The organism is Streptomyces sp. NBC_01314, from assembly GCF_041435215.1.
Classification (GTDB): Bacteria; Actinomycetota; Actinomycetes; order Streptomycetales; family Streptomycetaceae; genus Streptomyces.
Genome location: NZ_CP108394.1, coordinates 2,922,398 through 2,946,093, shown reverse-complemented (window position 1 = coordinate 2,946,093; position 23,696 = coordinate 2,922,398). Strand labels below are relative to the sequence as shown.

Genomic DNA, 23,696 nt, shown 5'->3' with positions numbered 1-23,696 from the left:
GCCGGGGCAGACGCTCCCCCAGTCTCGGCTTCGCTCGATCATGTCGAGGACGACAAGCGTGGGAGGTCCGCCTGTGAGCAGCACACTCTTTCGGACGAAGAAGGTCGAGCAGTCCATCCGCGATACCGAGGAACCGGAACACGCGCTCAAGAAATCCTTGTCCGCGCTGGATCTGACGGTCTTCGGCGTCGGTGTCATCATCGGCACCGGCATCTTCGTCCTCACCGGCACGGTGGCCAAGAACAACGCCGGTCCCGCCGTGGCCCTCGCCTTCGTCGTGGCCGGCGTCGTCTGCGCGCTCGCGGCCCTCTGCTACGCGGAGTTCGCGTCCACGGTCCCGGTCGCCGGGTCCGCGTACACCTTCTCGTACGCCTCCCTCGGGGAGTTGCCCGCCTGGATCATCGGCTGGGACCTGGTCCTGGAGTTCGCGCTGGGGACGGCGGTGGTGGCCGTCGGCTGGTCCGGCTACATCCATTCGCTGCTGACCAACGCGGGCTGGGAGCTGCCTGCGGCGCTCAGCACGAGGGACGGGGCCGACGGCTTCGGCTTCGACATCCTGGCCGCCGCGCTCGTCCTGATCCTCACCGCCGTCCTCGTGATCGGCACCAAGCTCTCCGCGCGCGTCACCTCCGTGGTCGTCGCCATCAAGGTGACGGTCGTCCTGACCGTGATCATCGCGGGCGCCTTCTTCGTCAAGGGCGCCAACTACGACCCGTTCGTCCCGAAGGCGCAGGCGGTGCCCGCGGGCGAAAGCCTCCAATCGCCGCTCATCCAGCTGATGTTCGGCTGGGCGCCCTCCAACTTCGGTGTGATGGGCATCTTCACGGCCGCCTCCGTCGTCTTCTTCGCGTTCATCGGCTTCGACGTCGTCGCCACGGCAGCCGAGGAGACGAAGAACCCGCAGCGGGACATGCCCCGGGGCATCCTCGGCTCCCTCGTCATCTGCACCACGCTGTACGTGGCGGTGTCGATCGTCGTCACCGGCATGCAGCACTACACCAGGCTGTCGGTGACCGCGCCGCTCGCCGACGCCTTCAAGGCCACCGGACACCCGTGGTTCGCGGGCTTCATCAGCTTCGGCGCCGCCGTCGGCCTGACGACCGTGTGCATGATCCTGCTGCTCGGCCAGACCCGGGTGTTCTTCGCGATGAGCCGTGACGGGCTGCTGCCGCGCTTCTTCTCCCGCGTCCACCCCCGGTTCAAGACCCCGCACCGGCCGACCATCCTGCTCGGTGTGGTCATCGCGATCCTCGCGGGCTTCACCCCGCTGAGCGAGCTGGCCGAGCTGGTGAACATCGGCACGCTGTTCGCCTTCGTGGTCGTCGCGATCGGCGTGGTCATCCTCCGCCGGACCCGCCCCGACCTGCCCCGGGCGTTCCGCACCCCCTGGGTGCCGTTCGTCCCGGTCCTGTCGGTGTGCGCCTCGCTGTGGCTGATGCTCAACCTGCCCACCGAGACCTGGCTCCGCTTCGCCGGCTGGATGATCCTCGGCTTCCTCGTCTACTTCGTCTACGGTCGCTCGCACAGCCGCCTCGGACGCCAGGAGGGGACCGCCGCGGGCGGCGGCGTCAAGCCGCCGGGCGGCGACGCCCCGTAGCCGACCTCGGCAAGCCGTTCCACTCGCAGGCCCCGTACGTCCCGCTTCCCGCTTCACGCGGGTCTGCGGGGCCGGACGGCGTGCCGGACCGGGCCGACACGCCCTCGCTCCGCCGGGCGGGCGGACGGACGACCGTTCAGGACTCCCCGCGCACCGCCCGCGGCCCGGTCACCTCGGCGCCCAACTCGCCCACCCTGCGCCGCAGTTCGCGGTCGGCGGTGACGACGAGACAGGGGCGGTCGTGGGCCTCCTCGGCGACCAGTTCCACGATGCGGTCGTCGCCGCTGCGGGGTGCCGCTTCGACGCGTACGCCGGGTACCGGTGTCACTCCGCGGGCGGCACCCTCGACGACCATCACGAGTTCGACGGGCTCGTCCCGGCCGGGAACCCCGTCCCGGGCCAGCCGGTCGCGCAGGCGTTCCGCCGCGCCACGTCGGTCGCGCCACCAGCCGTCGGGCACGGAGCCGACGACGTTCGCGGCGTCGACGATCACGAGCAAGGGGTCGTCCATGGGGTCAGGGTCGCATGCCCGACGGCCACGCCGTGCCGGTGAACGTTCATCCTGCGTGTACGTCATCCGGTACCGGACCGGCGGGCCCGTCACCGAGTGGCGTTCGCTGGGCGATCCGCACAAGGACCGGGCGAAGGCCACGCGCCTCGACACCGACCGGGGGAGTGAGCGCCGGCGGCAGTGTCCATGTCCTCGCCCGCAACGCGGGCGTCGGCGTCATGCTGCGTTGATCCGCGCCTTCGGGATGCTCGCCGAGGAGTTCCCCGACCGGCAGCAGCGCGGCTACGGCAACGACGGCGAGGCCGGCGGACGGCGGGCCCTGATCACCGCACTCGGCCCCGTGGGCCGGGCCCTGCTCATGGGCGGCTTCTCCCCGAGGTCACGAGCAGGCCGACCTCGCCGTCGGCCGGACAGGACAGGAGGGCCTCCGCCCGAAAGCGGAGGCCCTCCTCATACCCGTACGGCCGTCATGCCCGTACGACCGTCACGCGGGGACCGAAGCCGTCCCGGTCTCCAGGAACTTCTTGCCGTTGACGCGCTCGCTGACGCCCTCGCGGTCCAGGTACGGCGTGATGCCGCCCAGGTGGAAGGGCCAGCCGGCGCCGGTGATCAGGCAGAGGTCGATGTCCTGCGCCTCGGCGACGACACCCTCGTCGAGCATGAGCCCGATCTCCTGGGCGACGGCGTCGAGGACGCGGGCCCGCACCTGCTCCTCGGACAGGACGACATCGCCCTGCTTGAGGAGCGCGGCGACCTCGGGGTCCAGCTCCGGCTTGAAGCCGTTCTCCGCGGAGTAGACGTAGAAGCCGCGCTTGCCGGCCTTGACGACGGCGGCGAGGTTGGGAGAGACCGTGAAGCGGTCCGGGAAGGCCCGGTTGAGGGTCTCCGAGACGTGCAGACCGATGGCCGGGCCCACCAGCTCCAGGAGCACCAGCGGCGACATCGGCAGACCCAGCGGCTCGACCGCCTTCTCGGCGACCTCGACCGACGTGCCCTCGTCGATGACGTTCTGGATCTCGCCCATGAAGCGGGTGAGGATGCGGTTCACGACGAACGCCGGGGCGTCCTTCACCAGGACCGCGGTCTTCTTCAGCTTCTTGGCGACGGCGAAGGCCGTGGCGAGGGAGGCGTCGTCCGTGGTCTCGCCCCGGACGATCTCCAGGAGCGGCAGGATCGCGACCGGGTTGAAGAAGTGGAAGCCGACGACCCGCTCGGGGTTCTTCAGCTTCGACGCCATCTCGGTCACCGACAGCGAGGAGGTGTTGGTGGCGAGGATCGCGTGCGCCGGGGCGACCGCCTCGACCTCCGCGAACACCTGCTGCTTGACGCCGATCTCCTCGAAGACGGCCTCGATGATGAAGTCCGCGTCCGCGAAGCCCTCGGCCTTGTCCAGGACACCGGTGACCAGCGCCTTGAGGCGGTTGGCCTTGTCCTGGTTGATCCGGCTCTTGAGCAGCAGCTTGTCGATCTCGGCGTGGACGTAGCCCACACCCTTGTCGACGCGCTCCTGGTCGATGTCGGTCAGTACGACCGGCACCTCCAGGCGGCGCAGGAAGAGCAGCGCGAGCTGGGAGGCCATCAGACCGGCGCCGACGACACCGACCTTGGTGACCGGACGGGCCAGCGACTTGTCCGGCGCACCGGCGGGACGCTTGCCGCGCTTCTGCACCAGGTTGAAGGCGTAGATACCGGAGCGCAGCTCGCCACCCATGATCAGGTCGGCGAGGGCGACGTCCTCGGCGTCGAAGCCCTGCTGGAGGTCGCCGTTCTTGGCGGCCTCGATGATGTCCAGCGCGCGGTACGCGGCCGGGGCCGCCCCGTGCACCTTGCTGTCCGCGATGGACCGGCCCTTGGCGACGGCCTGGTCCCAGGCCTCACCGCGGTCGATGACGGGACGCTCGACGGTGACGTCGCCCTTGAGGACGTTCGCCGTCCAGATCAGCGACTGCTCCAGGAAGTCGGCGCCCTCGAAGATCGCGTCCGCGATGCCGAGGTCGAAGACCTGCTGGCCCTTGAGCTGCTTGTTCTGGTTGAGGCTGTTCTCGATGATCACCGAGACGGCCTTGTCGGCACCGATCAGGTTCGGCAGCAGCGCGCAGCCGCCCCAGCCCGGGACCAGACCGAGGAAGACCTCGGGGAGGGAGAAGGCCGGGATGGCCTTCGAGACGGTCCGGTAGGCGCAGTGCAGACCGACCTCGACGCCACCGCCCATCGCGGCACCGTTGTAGTACGCGAAGGTCGGGACGGCGAGCGCGGACAGCCGCTTGAAGACCTCGTGACCGCCCTTGCCGATGGCGAGCGCGTGCTCGTGCTCCTTCAGCAGTTCGACGCCCTTGAGGTCGGCGCCGACGGCGAAGATGAACGGCTTGCCGGTGACACCGACACCGATGATCTCGCCGGCCGAGGCCTCCTTCTCGACCTGGTCGAGGGCGGTGTTCAGGTTCGCCAGCGACGCCGGGCCGAAGGTGGTCGGCTTGGTGTGGTCGAGGCCGTTGTCCAGCGTGATGAGCGCGAAGCGCCCGGCGCCGAACGGCAGGTCGAGGTGGCGTACGTGCGCGGACGTCACGACCTCGTCGGGGAACAGCTCGGCCGCACCCTTCAAAAGCTCAGCGGTGGTGCTCACTTGCTGCCTCCGGCGGACTCGAAGTGCGGGTTCTCCCAGATGACCGTCGCGCCCATGCCGAAGCCGACGCACATGGTGGTGAGGCCGTAGCGGACCTCGGGCTGCTCCTCGAACTGACGGGCGAGCTGCGTCATGAGACGCACACCCGAGGAGGCCAGCGGGTGGCCGAACGCGATCGCGCCGCCGTACTGGTTGACGCGCGCGTCGTCGTCGGCGATGCCGTAGTGCTCCAGGAAGGCCAGCACCTGGACTGCGAAGGCCTCGTTGATCTCGAACAGACCGATGTCGTCGATGGACAGCCCCGCCTGGGCGAGCGCCTTCTCCGTCGCCGGGATCGGGCCGTAGCCCATGACCTCCGGCTCGACACCCGCGAAGGAGTACGCGACGAGGCGCATCTTCACCGGGAGGTTGTTCGCGCGGGCGAAGTCCTCGGAGGCGATGAGCGAGGCGGTCGCGCCGTCGTTCAGACCGGCCGCGTTACCGGCGGTGACCCGCCCGTGGACGCGGAAGGGGGTCTTGAGGCCCGACAGGTTCTCCAGGGTCGTCCCCGGCCGCATCGGCTCGTCGGCGGTGACCAGGCCCCAGCCCGTCTCGCCGGCCTCGGGGTTGGTCCGTCGCACCGAGATCGGCACCAGGTCGGCCTGGATCTTGCCGTTGGCGTAGGCCTTGGCGGCCTTCTCCTGCGAGCGCACGGCGTACTCGTCGGCGCGCTGCTTGGTGATCGTCGGGTACCGGTCGTGCAGGTTCTCGGCCGTCATGCCCATGAACAGGGCGGACTCGTCGACCAGCTTCTCGCTGACGAACCGGGGGTTCGGGTCCACGCCCTCGCCCATCGGGTGGCGGCCCATGTGCTCGACACCACCGGCGATGGCGATGTCGTACGCGCCGAAGGCGACGGAACCGGCGACCGAGGTGACGGCGGTCAGGGCGCCGGCGCACATGCGGTCGATGGAGTAACCGGGGACCGACTGCGGCAGACCGGCGAGGATGCCCGCCGTACGGCCGATGGTGAGCCCCTGGTCACCGATCTGCGTGGTCGCGGCGATGGCGACCTCGTCGATCTTCGCGGGCTCCAGACCGGGGTTGCGGCGCAGCAGCTCCCGGATCGCCTTCACGACGAGGTCGTCGGCGCGGGTCTCGTGGTAGATGCCCTTCGGGCCCGCCTTGCCGAACGGGGTGCGGACGCCGTCGACGAAGACGACATCCTTGACGGTACGAGGCACGATGGCTCTCCTCCAGAGGTGCGGGACGGCACTGCTGCGATGCGCAACCGCTGAGCGGGCGCTCAGCCCCCATGCTACTTACGAGTAACAGTGCTGCACACCCCTGGACGGGGGAGCGGCGAAGGTCACACGGGTTCCTCATGTTACCGCCGGTTACAGCAATGTGCCTCGGAGGCGCGAGGAACCGCGCGACCAGCCCGAACGAACCTGCCGTCCCGTCCCGCGGTCCCGTACGGCGCTCAAGGCGCGGGCGCGGTGGATCCCCGGGGAACCAGCACGGGTGTGGCCACCGGATGAGAAGCCCCGTCTCCGGCGATCACGTCGAACAACGTCCGCGCCACATCCGCCCCGAACCCATGCACGTCATGACTCATCGCGGAGAGCGTCGGCCGCGTCAGCCGGCAGAGCTGCGAGTCGTCCCAGGCGAGCAACGAGACATCCTCAGGAACGCGCACCCCCATCTCCGCCGCCACGGAGAGCCCCGCCACCGCCATGATGTCGTTGTCGTACACGATCGCGGTCGGCCGGTCCCCGTCGGCGCCGGTCAACAACGCTCGCGTCGCCCGCGCCCCCGCCTCTCCGGAGAAGTCGGTCGCCACCTGCCAGACCCGGGCCGACACCAGCGAAGCGGCGGCCTTCTCGAACGCCGCCGTACGAAGGGCCGAGTGCCCCAACGAGACCGCGCCTCCCACCCGCGCGATCCGCCGGTGCCCCAGCGCCGCCAGATACCGCACCGCCTCCGTCACGGCGGTCGCGTCGTCCGTCCACACGGACGTGAGCCCTCCGGTCAGCGACGGATGGCCGACGGCCACCACCGGCATCCCCAGTCGCCCCACCGCGGTCACTCTCGGATCATCCGCGCGGAAATCGACGAGAATCGACCCACTGACCTGCCGCCCCCGCCACCACGCGTCCTGAAGCCCCACCTCCTCCTCCAGATTGCGCACGAGGCGCAGCAGCAGCGAGCAGGACCTCTCGGTCAGCACGCTCTCCACCCCGGAGATGAACTCCATGTAGAACGGTTCGAGCCCCAGCAGCTTCGCCGGCCGGCAGATCGCCAGCCCCACGACGTCCACCCGCTGACTCGACAGCGACCGAGCCGCCAGATTCGGCGCCCACCCCAGCTCGCGCGCCGCCGCGAAGATCCGGTCCCGCGTGGCGTCGGCCAGCCCCGGCTTCCGGTTGAACGCGAGCGACACCGCCCCCTTGGACACCCCGGCAAGCGCCGCGACGTCCTTGATGGTCACGCGAGGGACAGGGGGCGGGGCCGGGGGCGGCGTCGGTGAGACACTCATCGCGCGGACTCCACGCAGTACAGAGCCCGCCGCACGTCCTCCACGCTCGGCACGTCCTCCCACCCCCGGACCCCGATGGTCACCCGCTCGCCCGGCAACAACGTGACCAGCCCGGTGTCCGCCCGAGCCGCCGCCCCCAGGCGGTCCGCCTGGAACAGCAGATCCCGCACCAGCGTCCGAGCCGTCACGGTCACCGAATCCGGCCCGACCTCGACGTCGAACTCCGGCCGCGGATACGGCACCTCACGATCCGGCACCGGAAAGTACACCGCCCGCAGCCCCTCGCCGTCGGCCACGAGAAACTCCTTCGCCCCCACGGGCTCCACCTCGCGCGGCACCCGAACGCCGGCGACCGTACGCGCGGCGGCCGACACGCTCACCGTCGTCTCGGCGACGACGCTCCCCTCCACGGACATCCGCCGCAGCCGCACACCCGCCGGGTCCCACGCCTCGCCCGCCTGATTGACGGCGGCCAGCACCAGCCCCTCGCCCCGCACCTGAAGCGACAGCAACCGGTCCGCGTACAGCCGCCGCAGCTCGTGGTAGAGCGGCTTCTCCCTGCCGTCCCCGTCGATCGCGGCCCAGGAGGTCACCGGCCAGCAGTCGTTGAGCTGCCACACGATCGTGCCCGCGCACACCGGCCAGTGCGAGCGCCAGTGCTCGATCCCGGCGGCGACCGCCCGCGCCTGGTTGACCTGCGTCAGATAGTGCCAGCGGTCGAAGTCCCCCTCGGGCAGGTCGAAATGACGCGTGAGCCCCCGCTCCAGCTTCCCGTTGCCGTCCTCCGCCTTCTGGTGGTGCAGCATCCCGGGCGAGTCGGAGGCGAGGGCCTCACCCGGCAGCGCCCGCCGCAGCGTCGCGTACGCGGGCGGCGCCTGCCATCCGAACTCGGCGACGAACCGGGGCACGTTCGCCCGGTACTCCGCGTAGTCCTCCCGGTTCCACACCTCCCAGGAGTGGTGCGTACCGTGCGCGGGGTCGTTCGGATGCCGCTCCCAGGACCCCGACCAGGGACTGCCCGCCGCGTACGGCCGCGTCGGGTCCAACTCCGCGACGACGCGCGGCAGCAGCCCCAGGTAGTACCCCTCGCCCCACGACTCCCCGGCGAGCCGCTTCTCCCAGCCCCAGTCCCTGAACCCCCACAGGTTCTCGTTGTTGCCGTTCCACAGCACCAGCGACGGATGCGGCATCAGCCGTACGACGTTCTCCCGCGCCTCGGCCTCCACCTCGCCCCGCAGCGGCTGTTCCTCCGGGTAGGCCGCGCATGCGAAGGGGAAGTCCTGCCAGACCAGCAGCCCCAACTCGTCGCAGACGTCGTAGAAGTCCTCGCTCTCGTAGATCCCGCCGCCCCAGATCCGTACGAGGTCGACACCGGCCTCGGCCGCCCGCGTGAGCCGTGCGCGATACCGCTCGGGTGTGATCCGGGACGGAAACACGTCGTCCGGGATCCAGTTCACCCCGCGCGCGAACAGCCGCTCCCCGTTGACGACGAGGGTGAACCCGGTGCCGTGCTCATCGGCGCTCCGGTCCAGTTCCACGGCCCGGAACCCGACCCGCCGCCGCCACAGATCGAGTGCGCCGCTCTCGCTGTGCAGAGTCAACTCGACGTCGTACAGGGGTTGTTCACCGTAGCCGCGCGGCCACCACAGCTCCACGCCCGGGACCTCCAGCCGTACGGCCCCGCTCGTCCCCTCGACCTCCGCGACCGCGCTGACACCCCCCACCCGGGCCTCCAGCCACAGCCCCGCCTCCACGGCCGCCCGCTCCACGTCGACGAGCAGCTCCACGTGCCCGGTCGTGCCGTCGACGGTCACCAGGGGCCGTACCCGCGCGATACGGGCCGTCGACCACCTCTCCAGCCGGACGGGCCGCCAGATCCCGGCCGTCACGAGCGTCGGCCCCCAGTCCCAGCCGAAGGAGCAGGCCATCTTCCTGATGTACTGGAAGGGTTCGGGATAGGTGTTCGGCCGGTCGCCGAGCCGCTCGCGCACCGCCTCGGCCTCGGCGTACGCGGAGGCGAAGCTCACGCGGAGCCGTCCGCTCATGCCGGTGATGTCGAAGCGGTACGAGCGGTGCATGTTCCGTACGGAGCCCAGGAGCCGGCCGTCGAGCCGGATCTCGGCGGCGGTGTCGAGCCCGTCGAAGACCAGATCGGTCTGGTCGTGCCCGCCGGCCGCGCCGACGCCCGGCAGCTCGACCTCGTACGTCCACTCCCGGCGTCCCACCCACGCCACCTCGGTCTCGTTCCGCCCGAGGAAGGGGTCCGGGATCAGCCCCGCCGCCAGCAGATCGGTGTGCACGCACCCGGGTACCTCGGCGGGAAGGGGATCTCCCCCATGTCGCAGGATCCAGCCCTCGGTGAGCGGTGTGGCATCCAGCATGCGCACTCCCTAAACCGGTCCAGTTCAGCCCATCGACAGTAGCGCGAAATCTTTCGGCAGCCTTGGCGAAATAGGGACTTTACCGGTTCAGTACCGACTGCCAGAGTGCCGAATCAGCCAACCCACTCGTGCTCGTCCGTCCCGAACGGAGCTGGTGCACATGAACCACCGAAGGACACTCACCGGAACACTGGTCGCAGCCGCCCTCCTCGCCTCGGGCTGCACCGGCAGCGGAGGCAGCTCGAAGGGCGCCGACGCCAAGGCCCCTGACGACCCGGCACAGGTCTCCGGCACCATCAAGGTCCTCACCCACCGCACCGACATCGTGCAGGACGGCACGATGAAGAAATACGCGGACACCTTCAACAAGACCTATCCGAAGGTCAAGGTGGAGTTCGAGGCCCTCACGGACTACGAGGCCGAAGTCAAGATCCGTATGAACACGGAGAACTACGGCGACGTCCTGATGATCCCGGGCGTCATCAAGAAGAACGACTACCCCAAGTTCTTCGCCTCGCTCGGCACCGAGGAGGAGCTGGGCAAGAAGTACCGCTTCACCGACTTCACCACCGTCGACGGCAAGGTCTACGGTCAGACCACGAACGGCGGCACCCCCGGCTTCGTCTACAACAAGAAGGTCTGGGCCGAGGCCGGCGTCACCGACTGGCCCACCTCACCGAGCGAGTTCCTCACCGCCCTGAAGGCCATCAAGTCCAAGACGGACGCGGTGCCGTACTACACCAACTTCGCCGCCCAGTGGCCGCTCACCTCCTGGACCTACGTCGACGGCTCGGTCAGCTGCGACAACGCGGCCACCACCCGGCTCGCCGAGGGCGACCCCTGGGCCCAGGGCGAGGACCTGCGCGTCGGCGACACCCTCCTCTACGACATCGTCAAGCAGGGCCTCATCGAGAAGGACCCGACGACCACCAACTGGGAGGGTTCCAAGCCCCGCCTGGCGAAGGGCGAGATCGCCACCGCCTGGCTCGGCTCCTGGGCGGTCCTCCAGTTCCGCCAGGCCGCCGAGAAGGCGGGCGCGAACCCTGACGACATCGGCTTCATGCCGTTCCCCGCCCAGGTCGACGGCACGTTCTGCGCGGTCCTCAGCCCCGACTACAGCCAGGCCGTGAACATCAACTCCGACCACAAGGAGGCGGCCCGCGCCTGGATCGACTGGTTCTCCACCGAGTCCGGCTACGCCGACGACAACCTGCTGCCCTCGATCCGCAAGGACGCCCCTCTCCCCGAGGCCCTGAAGCCGTACGAGGACGCCGGGGTGAAGCTCATCGAGCTGGACGACGCCAAGGGCGGCCTGGTCAAGGAGATCGACAGCGCCTCCGAGGTCGGCCTGTACGGCCCCGCCTACCGCCAGGACCTGGTCGACCTCGCCCGCGGCGCCAAGGACGGCAGCCTCGACGACTTCCTCGCCGACCTCAGTGAGCGCTGGACCGAGGCACAGAAGTCCGTGGGGTCCTGATGCCCCACACGCGTACGACGGATCCCTCGCACGCGGTGAAGAAGGTGGCGCGGCCCTCGACGGCCGCGCCCCGGCCCCCCGCGCCCCGGCGCGCCCCACGCAAGGTGCGCCTGTGGCGGAAGCTCACTCCCTGGCTCTTCCTGGCCGCCCCGCTGGTTCTGCTGATCACCTTCACGTACGCCCCGGTCGCCAACATGCTGGCGTACAGCTTCACCGACTGGGACGGGGTCAGTCCCGAACTGAGCTATATCGGCGCCGACAACTACATCGAGATCTTCACCCGCCCCGAGCTGTTCCAGGTGTTCTTCGTCAGCGGCTACTACCTGGCCGCCTCCGCGATCCAGATAGGCGTCGCCCTCTACTTCGCGACGATCCTCAGCTTCAACATCCGCTTCCGGAACCTCTTCAAGGGCATTCTCTTCTTCCCGTACCTGATCAACGGGGTCGCGATCGGCTTCGTCTTCCTCTACTTCTTCCAGGACGGCGGCACCCTCGACTCGGTCCTGGCGCTCTTCGGCCACGAGTCCGACCGCGCCTGGCTCGGTACCTCGACCTCCGCGAACATCTCCCTCGCGAGCGTCTCCGTCTGGCGCTACACAGGACTGAACTTCGTGCTCTTCCTCGGTGCGATCCAGTCGATCCCGGGGGAGCTGTACGAGGCCGCCGAACTCGACGGCGCCAACCGCTGGCACCAGTTCCGGTACATCATCGCGCCCGGCATCCGCCCGGTCCTGAGCCTGAGCGTGATCCTCTCGATCTCCGGTTCCCTGTCGGTCTTCGAGATCCCGTACATCATGACGGGCGGCGCCACCGGCACCGAGACCTTCGTGATCCAGACGGTCAAGCTCGCCTTCCAGTTCAACAAGACGGGTCTCGCGTCCGCCGCCGCGGTCGTCCTGCTGCTGATCATCCTGGCGGTGACGTGGCTGCAACGCCGACTGGTCCCCGACGACAGGGTGGACCTCGTATGACGACACTGACGAACCCAACCCCGGTGGTCCGCAGGCGAGTTGCCCGCACCCTCACCTATCTGTCCCTGGTCGGCGCGTCGGTCGTGGTCCTCCTGCCGCTCCTCGTGGTCCTGCTGACCTCGCTCAAGACCGAGCGGCAGATGGCGGAGGACAGCGGCGCCCTCACGATGCCCGACAGCTTCCTGAACCTGGACAACTACGCGACGGCCTTCCGCGACGGCGAGATGCTCACCGCCTTCGGCAACACGGCCTTCATCCTCTTGTTCGCCGTTTCCGGAACGGTCCTCATCGGCTCGATGGCGGCCTACGCGATCGACCGCTTCACCTTCCGCTTCCGGAAACTGGTCGTCGCGCTCTTCCTCGTCGCCACCCTCGTCCCCGGCGTCACCACCCAGGTCGCGACCTTCCAGATCGTCGACAGCTTCGGCATGTTCGACACCCGCTGGGCCCCGATCGCCCTCTACATGGGCACCGACATCGTCTCGATCTACATCTTCCTGCAGTTCGTGCGATCGATCCCGATCTCCCTGGACGAGTCCGCCCGCCTGGACGGCGCCAACGCCTTCACGATCTACCGGAAGATCATCTTCCCGCTTCTGAGACCCGCGATCGCCACGGTCGTCATCGTCAAGGGGATCACCGTCTACAACGACTTCTACATCCCCTTCCTCTACATGCCCTCCGACGACCTGGGCGTGATCTCCACGTCCCTCTTCCGTTTCCAGGGCCCTTTCGGCGCCCACTGGGAAACGATCTCGGCAGGAGCTGTCCTGGTGATCCTGCCGACCCTGATCGTCTTCCTGGCGTTGCAGAGATTCATCTACAACGGCTTCATGAGGGGAGCGACGAAGTAACCGCCGGATACGGCAGGCGCCCAGGCCCTCAGGCCCTCAGGCCTCTTTGGGCCTGACCACCGCGGACATCGCCCCCACCAGCACCGGCGTCACCAGCTCCACCTGCCATGCCCGCGCCCCGTACCCCGCCAGCGCCGCACTCACGGATTCCGCGTCCAGGGACTTCGGCGGCTCCCAGCACAACCGTCGCACCGTGTCCGGGGTGATCAGGTTCTCCTGAGGCATGTTGATCTGCTCGGCCAGCGCGCTCACCCCGGCCCGAGCCGCGGAAAGGCGGGCGGCCGCGGCCGGATCCTTGTCGGCCCAGGCCTTCGGCGGGGGCGGCCCGGTCATGGCCTGCCCGTGCGCCGGCAGCGCCGAGTCCGGCAGCGCCCTGGCCCGGTCCACGGTGGCCTGCCACTGCTCCAGCTGCCGCCGCCCCATCCGGTGTCCGAACCCGTTCAACGCGGCCAGCGCCTGCGCGTCGACCGGCAGAGCCAGGGACGCCTCGACGATCGCCGCGTCGCTCAGCACCTTGCCCGGCGACACGTCCCGCCGTTGCGCGATCCGGTCCCGCGCCTCCCACATCTCCCGTACGACCGCCATCTGCCGCCGGCGCCGCACCTTGTGCATCCCGGACGTACGCCGCCAGGGATCCCTGCGCGGCTCGGCGGGCGGCGCGGAGGCGATCGCGTCGAACTCCTGCCGGGCCCACTCCAGCTTCCCCTGCCGGTCCAGCTCCTTCTCCAGGGCGTCCCGCAGGTCCACCAGGAGCTCCACGTCGAGCGCGGCGTACCGGAGCCACGGTTCGGGCAGCGGGCGGGTCGACCAGTCGACCGCGGAGTGGCCCTTTTCGAGGACATAGCCGAGAACACCCTCGACCATCGCGCCGAGGCCGACCCGGGGGAACCCGGCGAGCCGGCCGGCCAGCTCGGTGTCGAAGATCCGGGTCGGGACCATGTCTATCTCGCGCAGACAGGGCAGGTCCTGGGTGGCCGCGTGGAGCACCCACTCGACGCCGGAGAGCGCCTCGCCGAGGCCGGAGAGGTCGGGGCAGGCGACGGGATCGATGAGCGCGGTGCCCGCGCCCTCGCGGCGCAGCTGCACCAGATAGGCCCGCTGGCCGTAGCGGTAACCGGACGCGCGTTCGGCGTCCACGGCCACGGGGCCGGAGCCGGCGGCGAACGCGGCGATCACCGCGGCGAGCGAGGGCTCGTCGGCGATCACGGCCGGAATGCCGTCACGCGGCTCCAGCAAAGGGATCGGCGCCCCCGCTTCAGAGGATCCGCCCTCGTCCGGAGGGGCGCCTCCGGTGGTTCGCAGGGTCCTGTCTGCTGCGGTCTCTTGGGCGTCGGTCACCTGTCAAGGGTATCTGTGTATGGACATGGCCCGCCGACGGAACGTTCCGTCGGCGGGCCATCCAGGGGCGTAAACCAGTCACGTATCACACGTGTCAGTGAATGTTCCCGGCGAACCGGGAGGGGCCGGACATCGGCGAACGATCCCGGCCCCTTCCTGCCTCGGTGTCCCGGGTGTCAGTGGATGATCCCGGTGCGCAGGGCCACCGCAACCATTCCGGCGCGGTCGCCGGTGCCGAGCTTGCGCGCGATTCGGGCCAAGTGGCTCTTGACCGTGAGCGCGGACAGGCCCATGGAGACGCCGATCGCCTTGTTCGACTGCCCCTCCGCGACCAGGCGCAGCACCTCGACCTCGCGGCCCGACAGCTCCCGGTAGCCGCCCGGGTGGCTCGGGGCTCCCGGGGGGCGGCGGTGCATACGGGCGGCGGAGCCGATGGGGGCGGCACCCGGGCGGGAGGGCAGTCCGATGTTGGTACGGGTGCCGGTGACGACATATCCCTTCACACCGCCCGCGAGGGCGTTGCGTACGGCGCCGATGTCGTCGGCGGCGGAGAGGGCGAGGCCGTTGGGCCACCCCGCCGCGCGGGTCTCGGAGAGGAGGGTCAGGCCGGAACCGTCCGGCAGGTGGACGTCCGCGACGCAGATGTCGCGGGGGTTTCCGACGCGGGGACGGGCCTCGGCGATGGACGAGGCCTCGATGACATCGCGGACCCCGAGGGCCCACAGGTGCCGGGTGACGGTGGACCGGACCCGTGGATCGGCCACCACCACCATCGCGGTCGGCTTGTTAGGACGATAGGCGACCAGGCTTGCGGGCTGCTCGAGGAGAACGGACACCAGGCCTCCGGGGTACGGGACAGGGGCGGGTTCGCCGGGCTCGTGGGGTCGAAGCCGGGACGAACCATGCTTTGAAGGTCACAGAGGTCTTCGGCATCAAACCTCTGCTCCTTTAGAGAATGATCACGATTTAGTGAGTAACAATCCGTGCAATTCGGACACATCTTCGATCATTCGAAGACCGAACGGTGACGCTTCACGTCGATACAAGGCCGAAAGTGGCCGTATCGACAAAGTGATGGTTTCGATCGGCGTGGCGACGCGCACGAAAAAGGACCGCACGCTCCACGGCGTACGGTCCCTGGTTCTGCGGAGTTCTCAGCGGGACTGCGGCCCCCGCCGCTGCGGCAGCGACACCACCGCCGCGTCCCCGGGGTCGACGGCCGGAGGCAGCCCCGCGATCTGGGCGAGCAGGTCGCACCACGCGGCGAGATGCGCGGCGGTGTCGGGAACGCCGCCCAGCACCTCGCGGGGGGTCCACGACGCCCTGATCTCGATCTGCGACGCGGCCGGCCGCGCCGCCAGCCCACCGAAGTAGTGCGAACTCGCCCGCGTCACCGTCCCGCTCGGCTCGCCGTACGACAGCCCCCGGGACTGCAGCGCGCCGGTCAGCCACGACCAGCAGACCTCCGGCAGCAGGGGGTCCGCCGCCATCTCGGGCTCCAGCTCCGCCCGGACCAGGGTCACCAGCCGGAAGGTGCCCTGCCAGGCGTCGTGCCCCGCGGGGTCGTGCAGCAGGATGAGCCGGCCGTCGGCCAGGTCCTCGTCGCCCTCGACGACCGCGGCCTCCAGGGCGTACGCGTACGGGGCCAGCCGCTGGGGTGGTTTGGTCGACTCGATCTCGATCTCCGGCCGCAGCCGTGTGGCCCGCAGCGCTTCGACGGCGGAGCGGAACGGCAACGGGTCCGTCTCCATCGCATCGCGCTCCCCCTCTTTCGCGTCGTCCATCCCGCCAGCGCCGTCCGACAGTCGTCCCTGAGCCGCAGCCATGCCGGAACATTAAGGGGAACCGGGCCTCGGCGCAGGGCAAGACACCCGTGCGCTGGGTCACTGTCGCATCGCGCTCAGCGAACGGAGGCCGCTCCGGAGGCCGGGAGCGGTGGCCGCGGAAGCAGGGGCCTCGGTTGTCCACAGCCCCGGCCCTCGCCGTCAGGCGGGCGTGCGAGACTTTGCCTCGTGAGTGCCAATGCCGGCCCCTCGGGCCACCAGCCGACCGCCACGTACAACTCCGCCTTCCTGAAGGCGTGCAGGCGTGAGCCCGTGCCGCACACACCGGTGTGGTTCATGCGGCAGGCCGGGCGTTCGCTCCCCGAGTACCTGAAGGTGCGCGAGGGCATCGGGATGCTGGACTCGTGCATGCGGCCCGAGCTGGTCACGGAGATCACCCTCCAGCCGGTCCGCCGCCACCACGTGGACGCGGCGATCTACTTCAGCGACATCGTCGTCCCGCTCAAGGCCATCGGCATCGACCTCGACATCAAGCCCGGCGTCGGCCCCGTCGTCGAGAAGCCGATCCGCAGCCGCGCCGACCTGGCCCAGCTCCGCGACCTGACCCCCGAGGACGTCTCCTACGTCACCGAGGCCATCGGGCTGCTCACCGCCGAGCTGGGCGAGACCCCCCTCATCGGCTTCGCCGGCGCCCCCTTCACCCTCGCCAGCTACCTCGTGGAGGGCGGCCCGTCCCGCACGTACGAGAACGCCAAGGCGATGATGTACGGCGACCCCGAGCTCTGGGCCGACCTGCTCGACCGCCTCGCCGGCATCACGTCCGCGTTCCTCAAGGTCCAGATCGAGGCGGGTGCCTCCGCCGTCCAGCTCTTCGACTCCTGGGCCGGCGCCCTCGCCCCGGCGGACTACCGCCGCTCGGTGCTGCCCGCCTCCACGAAGGTCTTCCGGGCCGTCGAGTCGTACGGCGTCCCGCGCATCCACTTCGGTGTCGGCACCGGCGAGCTGCTGGGCCTCATGGCCGAGGCCGGCGCGGACGTCGTCGGCGTCGACTGGCGCGTCCCGCTCGACGAGGCCGTCCGCCGCGTCGGCCCCGGCAAGGCGCTCCAGGGCAACCTCGACCCGACCGTCCTGTTCGCGGGCACGGAGGCCGTCGAGACCAAGACCCGCGAGGTCCTCGACGCGGCCACCGGCCTGGAGGGCCACATCTTCAACCTCGGCCACGGCGTCATGCCCAGCACCGACCCGGACGCCCTGACCCGGCTCGTGGAGTACGTCCACACGCAGACCGTGAAGTAGGCGGGCGGGCCGCGGGGCTCACCAGCCGGGTCGCGCCCGTCTGCCGAACAGCAGGCCGCGTGGCTCGGGTGGGGGCGGGGTGCCCGGGCGCAGGGGCCAGGCGAGCAGCATGCCGGCGACGAAGCCGACGAGGTGGGCCGCGTACGCCACCGTGCCGACGTCGGAGCCGCTCTCGCCGGACGAGTGGACGGCCTGGAGCACGAACCAGGAGCCGAGCACCAGCCAGGCGGGCAGTCTCAGCGGCAGGAAGACCAGGAACGGCACGAGGACCCAGACCCTGGCCTTCGGGTAGAGGACGAGATACGCGCCGAGGACCCCGGCGATCGCCCCGGACGCGCCGATCAGCGGGTCCGTGGAGCCGGCGTTGACGAGCGCGTAGCCGTACGTCGCCGCGTAGCCGCAGGCCACGTAGAACAGGGCGAACCGTATGGGGCCCAGCCGGTCCTCGATGTTGTTGCCGAAGATCAGCAGGAAGAGCATGTTGCCCAGCAGATGCACCCAGTCGGCGTGCAGGAACAGCGCGGTGAGGACGGACAGCGCTGGCGACTTGTCGTAGCCGGGTGGGCCCAGCGCGCAGCCGCCCGACCGGGCGAGTTCGCCGGTGGGCACCAGCTGTGGCAGCTGATGGCGGATCAACTCCTGCGGTATCGCCGCGTACTGCTCCACGAACGCCTGTGTGTGGCACAGCCGGGCCGTCTCGCTGTCGCCCGGCACGGAACCGGCGAGACCCGGCATGAAGACGAAGACGAAGACGCTCGCGGCGATGAGCGCGTAGGTCACGTAGGGCGTGCGGCCCGCGGGGTTCACGTCATGGACGGGGATGACCACACCGGACTTGTGCCCTGGATACGGGGCCGGAATCAGCGTGCCCGGTGTCGGTGCCGGCCTCGGAGCGGATGTCGGTGAACGTGCGGGGCGGGTGGTGCGTATGACTTCTCAACCGCGGATCTACGTGAGGAACAGGCGATGAACGACCGAGTTGCCCCGGCGATGCACGCCACCCCCGATGGTGAGGCCGAGATCTCGCTGGTGGTGCGGCTGCCCTGGGAGGACGTCGCAGCGCTGGGCCAGGAGGCCGGGCGGCTGGCGGCGCGGATGCAGCGGCCGGTGACGCTGGACGAGGCGGTCAGTCATCGGCTGCGGTCGGCTCGGCCTGCGGCCGCGCATGCGAAGCCGGCCGCCGCGCCTACGGCGCCGGCCGCTGTGACCTCGGCCGCGTCGGTGTCGTCGTTGCCGGCTCGGCCGCCGGCGGAGCAGGCTCGACAGGCGATCGATCGGATAACCGGTACGTCGGCCATGTAGCGGGGAGCGCCGTGGGGGTGCTGTGCGTTCCCGGGTGCGGGTGCGGGTGCGGGTGCGTCGTGGCTGGTCGCGCCCACGCGGCGGAGCCGCATATCGAAACAGCCCCGCGCCCCTTTAGAAGCATGGGCGCGGCCCTCGCTTGTCAGGCGCCCGACCTCACCGCCGCCACCGCCTTTCTCGCCGCCACCAGGATCGGGTCCCAGACCGGGGAGAAGGGTGGGGCGTAGCCGAGGTCCAGGACGGTCATCTGTTCTACCGTCATGCCTGCTGTGAGGGCCACCGCCGCGATGTCGACGCGCTTTCCCGCACCCTCCCGGCCGACGATCTGGACGCCCAGGAGGCGGCCGGTGCGGCGTTCGGCGAGCATCTTCACGGTCATGGGTGCGGCGCCGGGATAGTAGCCGGCGCGGCTGGTGGACTCGATGGTGACGGTGACGTACTGGAGGCCGGCGCGGTCGGCGTCCTTCTCGCGCAGGCCGGTGCGGGCGATCTCCAGGTCGCAGACCTTGCTGACGGCGGTGCCGACGACGCCGGGGAAGGTGGCGTAGCCGCCGCCGACGTTGGCGCCGATGATCTGGCCGTGCTTGTTGGCGTGGGTGCCGAGCGGGATGTGGCGCAGGTGACCGGAGACCAGGTCGAGCACCTCGACACAGTCGCCGCCCGCCCAGATGTTCTCGTGGCCCCGGACGCGCAGGGCCAGGTCGGTCAGCAGGCCGCCGTGGTCGCCCACGGGCAGGCCCGCCGCCTTCGCGAGTTCCGTCTCCGGGCGTACGCCGATGCCCAGGACCACCACGTCCGCCGGGTACTCGGCGTCGTCCGTGGCCACCGCGCGGACGCGGCCGTCGTCGCCGGTGCGCAGGGCGGTGACCTCGGCGTCGTCGACCATCGTGATGCCCAGGCCCTCCATGGCCTTGTGCACCAGACGGCCCATGTCCGGGTCGAGGGTGGACATGGGCTCCCTGCCCCGGTTGACGACCGTGACCTCGTACCCCCGGTTGATGAGCGCCTCGGCCATCTCCACGCCGATGTAACCCGCTCCGACGACCACCGCCCGGCGGCCCCGGGTGGCGGTCAGGGTGTCCAGGAGGGCCTGCCCGTCGTCCAGGGTCTGCACGCCGTGCACACCGGGGGCGTCGACGCCGGGCAGGTCGGGGCGGATCGGGCGGGCGCCGGTCGCGATCACGAGCTTGTCGTACGAGGTCCAGGACTCGGTGCCCGAGTCGAGGTCCCGCGCGCGCACGCGGGAGCCCTCGACGTCGATGTCCACGACCTCCGTCCGCATGCGCAGATCGATGTCGCGGGCCCGGTGTTCCTCGGGCGTGCGGGCGATGAGCCGGTCCCGTTCGGGGACGTCGCCGCCCACCCAGTACGGGATGCCGCACGCCGAGAAGGAGGTGAAGTGGCCTCGCTCGAACGCCACGATCTCCAGTTCCCCGGGCCCCCGCAGCCGACGTGCCTGCGACGCGGCGGACATGCCCGCCGCGTCACCTCCGACGACCACCAGGCGTTCCCCGGAACGTTCCTCAGCACGGCTCATGTTCATGGGAACACGCTACGGGGGCCCGGCATTTCGCTTCGTCGCCGACAGTCCGACCGGCCGTCAGTCCCGCTCCTCCTCGGCCGGTGCGGCGGCCGGGAGCGAACCGGTCGTGCCTGCCGCAGCCGCAGCCGCAGCCGCAGCCGCAGCCGTCGCCGGGGCGGGGCGGCGGGAGCGGGCGAAGCGGGACCACAGGAACAGCAGGACCGCGGCGGCCACCGCGAAGGGGAGGATCGCGGCGAGGGCCATGGCCAGCCAGCGGAACACGGCGACGAACGCGTTCCAGCCGCCCGCCAGCGCGTCCATGAAGCCGGGGTCGTCGTCCTTCGCGGCCTTCTTCACCGCGGTCTCGGACAGGGACAGCGTGATGGTGGCGAGACTCGTACGGTCCTTCAGGGACTTCTGCTGGGCGAGCAGCGACTCCAGGTCGGCCTGGCGGCTGCTCAACTCGCCCTCCAGGGTGACCACGTCGCTGAGCTTGGTCGCCCGGTCCATCAGCTCGCGGATCCGGGCCACGCTCGCCTGCTGCGTCTTGATGCGGCTCTCCACGTCGACGACCTGGTCGGTGACGTCCTCGGCCTTCGTCTTCTTCTCGATCAGCTTCCCGGTGCCCTCCAGTTCGGTGAGCACCTCGTCGTACTTGTCGGCGGGCACGCGCAGGACGACCCGGGTGCGCTCGCGGTCCTTGCCGTCACGGGTCGTGGACTCGCTGCCGACGAACCCGCCCACGTTCTCGACGGTGGTGCGGGTTTCGTCCAGGGCCTTCGGCACGTCCTTGACGCGCACGGTCAGGGTGGCGGTACGGATGATGTTGCTCGGAGCGATCCGGGGCGGTGCGTCGGCGGCCTTGCCGCCGCTCCGGTCGCTGGTGTTGCCGTTCTCGCCGTACAGGGCGCCCTCCTGCTCGGCGGACGTGTCCGCCTTGCTGTCGGAGCCCGCCTTGCTGCCCGAGGCGCCGTCGTCCGCGCTGCCGGCGCCGCAGCCCGTGAGCGCCAGGGCTGCCGCGAGGAACAGGGCGGCCAGGGCCCCTGCGGGCCGCCGGGAACGTCGTACGTGTGTTTCGGCCATTGCGGCGTACCCCCGAGGGTCGTGGCAGGCGTGCTTGCCCGCCTTGCTGACGACTCTTCGACGCGGGAGGGGGCCGGAACGTTGGGGGGAACCGGTCCCGAAGCGGTCACGGTCGGGACTCGGCGAGGCCACAGGGACGGACGGCCCCACGGCGGGGGAACCGGCGTCATGACTGTCAGTGACATCTGAGAGGGTGGAGCCATGAGCGGAGCACGGACGGACGTCGGGCGCGACGCCGGGCATGTCGTCGTCATCGGGGCCGGGATCGCGGGGCTGGCCGCCGCGCACGGGCTGCTGGACCGGGGCGCGAGAGTGACCGTCCTGGAGGCCTCGGACCGGGTCGGCGGCAAGCTGCTGCCCGGCGAGATCGCGGGCGCGCGCGTCGACCTCGGCGCCGAGTCGATGCTCGCCCGCCGCCCCGAGGCGGTCGCCCTCGCGCGCGAGGTGGGCCTCGCCGACCGGCTCCGCCCGCCCGCCACCGCCACGGCCTCCCTCTGGACCCGGGGTGCTCTGCGGCCCATGCCCAAGGGCCACGTCATGGGTGTCCCCGGCACCGCGTCCGCCCTCTCCGGGGTCCTGTCCGACGAGGGCCTGGCCCGCATCGAACGCGACGCCGACCTGCCGCGCACCGAGGTCGGCGACGACGTGGCGGTGGGGGAGTACGTGGCGGCCCGCCTCGGCCGCGAGGTCGTCGACCGCCTGGTGGAGCCCCTGCTCGGCGGTGTCTACGCGGGCGACGCGTACCGCATCTCGATGCGCTCGGCCGTCCCGCAGCTCTTCCAGGCCGCCCTGACCCACACCTCCCTCACCGAGGCCGTCCGGGGCATCCAGGAGCGCGCCGCCGCCGCGCAGCAGACCGGGCCGGTCTTCATGGGCATCGAGGGCGGCGTCGGGCAACTGCCGCTCGCGGTCGCCGAGTCGGTGCGGGCGCGCGGCGCCGAGATCCTCACCCGGACACCTGTCACGGAGCTGCGCCGCGAAGCATCCGGAGGCTGGCGCGTCGTCACCGGCGGTACGGGCAGCGGCGGAAGCGGCGGCGGTGAGGACCGTGTCCTGCACGCCGACGCCGTGGTCGTGGCCGCCCCCGCCCCGGTCGCCGCCGGCCTCCTCCGCGCCGAGGCACCCGAGGCCGCCGCCGAACTGGCGGGCGTCGAGTACGCCTCGATGGCCCTGGTCACCCTCGCCTACCGCCGCGCCGACCTCACCCTCCCCGAGGGCAGCGGCTTCCTGGTGCCGCCGGTCGACGGCCGCACCATCAAGGCGTCCACCTTCTCCTCCCAGAAGTGGGGCTGGATCGCCGACGAGAACCCGGACCTGCTCATCCTGCGCACCTCGGTCGGCCGGTACGGCGACACGGCGATCCTGGACCACGACGACGCCCACCTCGTGGACGTGTCGAGAACCGACCTGCGCGAGGCCACCGGCCTGTCCGCCGCGCCCCTCGAAACCCGCGTCACCCGCTGGGACGCCGGCCTGCCCCAGTACCCGGTCGGCCACCACGCGCGCGTGGCCCGCGTCCGCGAGCACCTCGGCAAGCTGCCGGGCCTCGCGGTCTGCGGCGCGGCGTACGACGGCGTCGGCATCCCGGCCTGCGTCGCGAGCGCCGCCGCCGCCGTCGACCAGGTCCACGGCGATCTGCGCGCGGTGCTGGACGTCACCGCCAACCCGGTGCGGAGCCTCCACGGCGGAGCGGGAGAATAGGCACCATGAGCGACGTCGCCCCCACCACCGAGTCCGGCCGGATCCCGAACAAGGGCAAGCTGGCCAAGGACCTCAACGAGGTCATCCGCTACACGCTGTGGTCCGTCTTCCGGCTGAAGGACGTGCTGCCGGAGGACCGCGCCGGTTACGCCGACGAGGTCCAGGAGCTGTTCGACCAGCTCGCCGCGAAGGACGTGACCGTCCGTGGCACGTACGACGTGTCGGGCCTGCGCGCCGACGCCGACCTCATGATCTGGTGGCACGCCGAGACCAGCGACCAGCTCCAGGAGGCGTACAACCTGTTCCGCCGGACGAAGCTGGGCCGCGCGCTCACCCCGGTGTGGTCGAACATGGCGCTGCACCGCCCCGCCGAGTTCAACCGCTCGCACATCCCGGCGTTCCTCGCCGACGAGACTCCCCGCGACTACGTCAGCGTGTACCCCTTCGTGCGCTCCTACGACTGGTATCTGCTGCCCGACGAGGACCGCCGCCGCATGCTCGCCGACCACGGCAAGATGGCCCGCGGCTACCCGGACGTCCGCGCCAACACGGTCGCCTCGTTCTCGCTGGGCGACTACGAGTGGATGCTCGCCTTCGAGGCCGACGAGCTCTACCGCATCGTCGACCTCATGCGTCACCTCCGCGCCTCGGAGGCCCGCATGCACGTCCGCGAGGAGGTCCCGTTCTACACGGGCCGCAGGAAGTCGGTCGCGGAACTGGTGGCAGGCCTGGCGTAGG

General features: G+C 70.6%; 19 protein-coding genes. 8 read left to right on the top strand and 11 right to left on the bottom strand.

Annotated elements, in window-relative coordinates:
* Positions 1–73: 73 nt before the first annotated feature.
* Entirely contained in the window at positions 74–1,597 is a 1,524-nt protein-coding gene (locus OG622_RS12955) for an amino acid permease (RefSeq protein WP_371575935.1), read from the top strand.
* Between the two features lie 136 nt (positions 1,598–1,733).
* Here the strand turns inward: OG622_RS12955 and OG622_RS12950 are convergent, their stop codons facing one another.
* The 5 genes from OG622_RS12950 to OG622_RS12930 form a co-directional block, all read right to left on the bottom strand.
* On the bottom strand, positions 1,734–2,108 hold the full coding sequence (locus tag OG622_RS12950; protein ID WP_371575933.1) for an NTP pyrophosphohydrolase: 375 nt from the start codon (positions 2,106–2,108) through the stop codon (positions 1,734–1,736).
* Positions 2,109–2,592: 484 nt separating this feature from the next.
* Complete coding sequence (locus OG622_RS12945) at positions 2,593–4,731, bottom strand: 3-hydroxyacyl-CoA dehydrogenase NAD-binding domain-containing protein (protein WP_371575932.1); 2,139 nt, start codon at positions 4,729–4,731, stop codon at positions 2,593–2,595.
* The gene (locus OG622_RS12940) at positions 4,728–5,954 is read right to left on the bottom strand and encodes an acetyl-CoA C-acyltransferase (RefSeq protein ID WP_371575930.1); all 1,227 of its coding nucleotides are present in this window, start codon (positions 5,952–5,954) and stop codon (positions 4,728–4,730) included. Before OG622_RS12940 ends, OG622_RS12945 begins: the two co-directional genes overlap by 4 nt.
* Positions 5,955–6,193: 239 nt before the next feature.
* Entirely contained in the window at positions 6,194–7,249 is a 1,056-nt protein-coding gene (locus OG622_RS12935) for a LacI family DNA-binding transcriptional regulator (protein ID WP_371575928.1), read from the bottom strand.
* The gene (locus tag OG622_RS12930) at positions 7,246–9,630 is read right to left on the bottom strand and encodes a glycoside hydrolase family 2 protein (RefSeq protein WP_371575926.1); all 2,385 of its coding nucleotides are present in this window, start codon (positions 9,628–9,630) and stop codon (positions 7,246–7,248) included. The genes OG622_RS12935 and OG622_RS12930 overlap by 4 nt, the downstream gene beginning before the upstream one ends.
* Before the next feature lie 160 nt (positions 9,631–9,790).
* On the opposite strand from OG622_RS12930, the gene OG622_RS12925 reads away from it, so the two are divergent.
* Genes OG622_RS12925 through OG622_RS12915 form a run of 3 tightly spaced genes read left to right on the top strand, consistent with a single transcriptional unit; the run spans position 9,791 to position 12,932 of the window.
* Positions 9,791–11,107 carry an ABC transporter substrate-binding protein gene (locus tag OG622_RS12925; protein WP_371575924.1) on the top strand — a complete coding sequence of 439 codons (1,317 nt, stop codon included), beginning with the start codon at positions 9,791–9,793 and terminating at the stop codon, positions 11,105–11,107.
* Positions 11,107–12,078, top strand: coding sequence for a carbohydrate ABC transporter permease (locus OG622_RS12920; RefSeq protein WP_371575922.1), 972 nt, complete (start codon positions 11,107–11,109; stop codon positions 12,076–12,078). Before OG622_RS12925 ends, OG622_RS12920 begins: the two co-directional genes overlap by 1 nt.
* Positions 12,075–12,932, top strand: coding sequence for a carbohydrate ABC transporter permease (locus OG622_RS12915; protein WP_371575921.1), 858 nt, complete (start codon positions 12,075–12,077; stop codon positions 12,930–12,932). Before OG622_RS12920 ends, OG622_RS12915 begins: the two co-directional genes overlap by 4 nt.
* Positions 12,933–12,968: 36 nt before the next feature.
* Here OG622_RS12915 and OG622_RS12910 read toward each other — a convergent pair whose 3' ends face one another.
* The 3 genes from OG622_RS12910 to OG622_RS12900 all read right to left on the bottom strand — a co-directional run bounded on the left by OG622_RS12910 (position 12,969) and on the right by OG622_RS12900 (position 16,096).
* Positions 12,969–14,270, bottom strand: coding sequence for an HRDC domain-containing protein (locus OG622_RS12910; RefSeq protein WP_371575919.1), 1,302 nt, complete (start codon positions 14,268–14,270; stop codon positions 12,969–12,971).
* Positions 14,271–14,446: 176 nt separating this feature from the next.
* Positions 14,447–15,106 (bottom strand): response regulator transcription factor, encoded by a 660-nt coding sequence (locus OG622_RS12905; protein ID WP_037701061.1) that lies wholly within the window; start codon positions 15,104–15,106, stop codon positions 14,447–14,449.
* Positions 15,107–15,424: 318 nt separating this feature from the next.
* Positions 15,425–16,096 (bottom strand): DUF3000 domain-containing protein, encoded by a 672-nt coding sequence (locus OG622_RS12900; protein WP_371575916.1) that lies wholly within the window; start codon positions 16,094–16,096, stop codon positions 15,425–15,427.
* Between the two features lie 186 nt (positions 16,097–16,282).
* Between OG622_RS12900 and hemE the strand changes: the two genes are divergently transcribed.
* Complete coding sequence (gene hemE, locus OG622_RS12895; RefSeq protein ID WP_371575914.1) at positions 16,283–17,350, top strand: uroporphyrinogen decarboxylase; 1,068 nt, start codon at positions 16,283–16,285, stop codon at positions 17,348–17,350.
* Positions 17,351–17,368: 18 nt separating this feature from the next.
* Here hemE and OG622_RS12890 read toward each other — a convergent pair whose 3' ends face one another.
* Positions 17,369–18,178 carry a rhomboid family intramembrane serine protease gene (locus OG622_RS12890; protein WP_371575912.1) on the bottom strand — a complete coding sequence of 270 codons (810 nt, stop codon included), beginning with the start codon at positions 18,176–18,178 and terminating at the stop codon, positions 17,369–17,371.
* A gap of 138 nt (positions 18,179–18,316) precedes the next feature.
* On the opposite strand from OG622_RS12890, the gene OG622_RS12885 reads away from it, so the two are divergent.
* Positions 18,317–18,652, top strand: coding sequence for a hypothetical protein (locus OG622_RS12885; protein WP_371575910.1), 336 nt, complete (start codon positions 18,317–18,319; stop codon positions 18,650–18,652).
* A gap of 142 nt (positions 18,653–18,794) precedes the next feature.
* Here the strand turns inward: OG622_RS12885 and OG622_RS12880 are convergent, their stop codons facing one another.
* Both OG622_RS12880 and OG622_RS12875 read right to left on the bottom strand, forming a co-directional pair.
* A complete protein-coding gene (locus OG622_RS12880) occupies positions 18,795–20,195 on the bottom strand; it encodes an FAD-dependent oxidoreductase (RefSeq protein ID WP_371575908.1) in 1,401 nt (466 codons plus the stop codon).
* Positions 20,196–20,252: 57 nt separating this feature from the next.
* Entirely contained in the window at positions 20,253–21,257 is a 1,005-nt protein-coding gene (locus OG622_RS12875) for a DUF4349 domain-containing protein (RefSeq protein ID WP_371575906.1), read from the bottom strand.
* 201 nt (positions 21,258–21,458) lie between these two features.
* On the opposite strand from OG622_RS12875, the gene hemG reads away from it, so the two are divergent.
* Together hemG and hemQ are read left to right on the top strand one after the other, a co-directional pair.
* Complete coding sequence (hemG, locus tag OG622_RS12870; protein ID WP_371575904.1) at positions 21,459–22,958, top strand: protoporphyrinogen oxidase; 1,500 nt, start codon at positions 21,459–21,461, stop codon at positions 22,956–22,958.
* Positions 22,959–22,963: 5 nt separating this feature from the next.
* Positions 22,964–23,695, top strand: a complete 732-nt coding sequence (gene hemQ, locus OG622_RS12865) for a hydrogen peroxide-dependent heme synthase (protein ID WP_371575902.1) — start codon at positions 22,964–22,966, stop codon at positions 23,693–23,695.
* Position 23,696 lies beyond the last annotated feature (1 nt).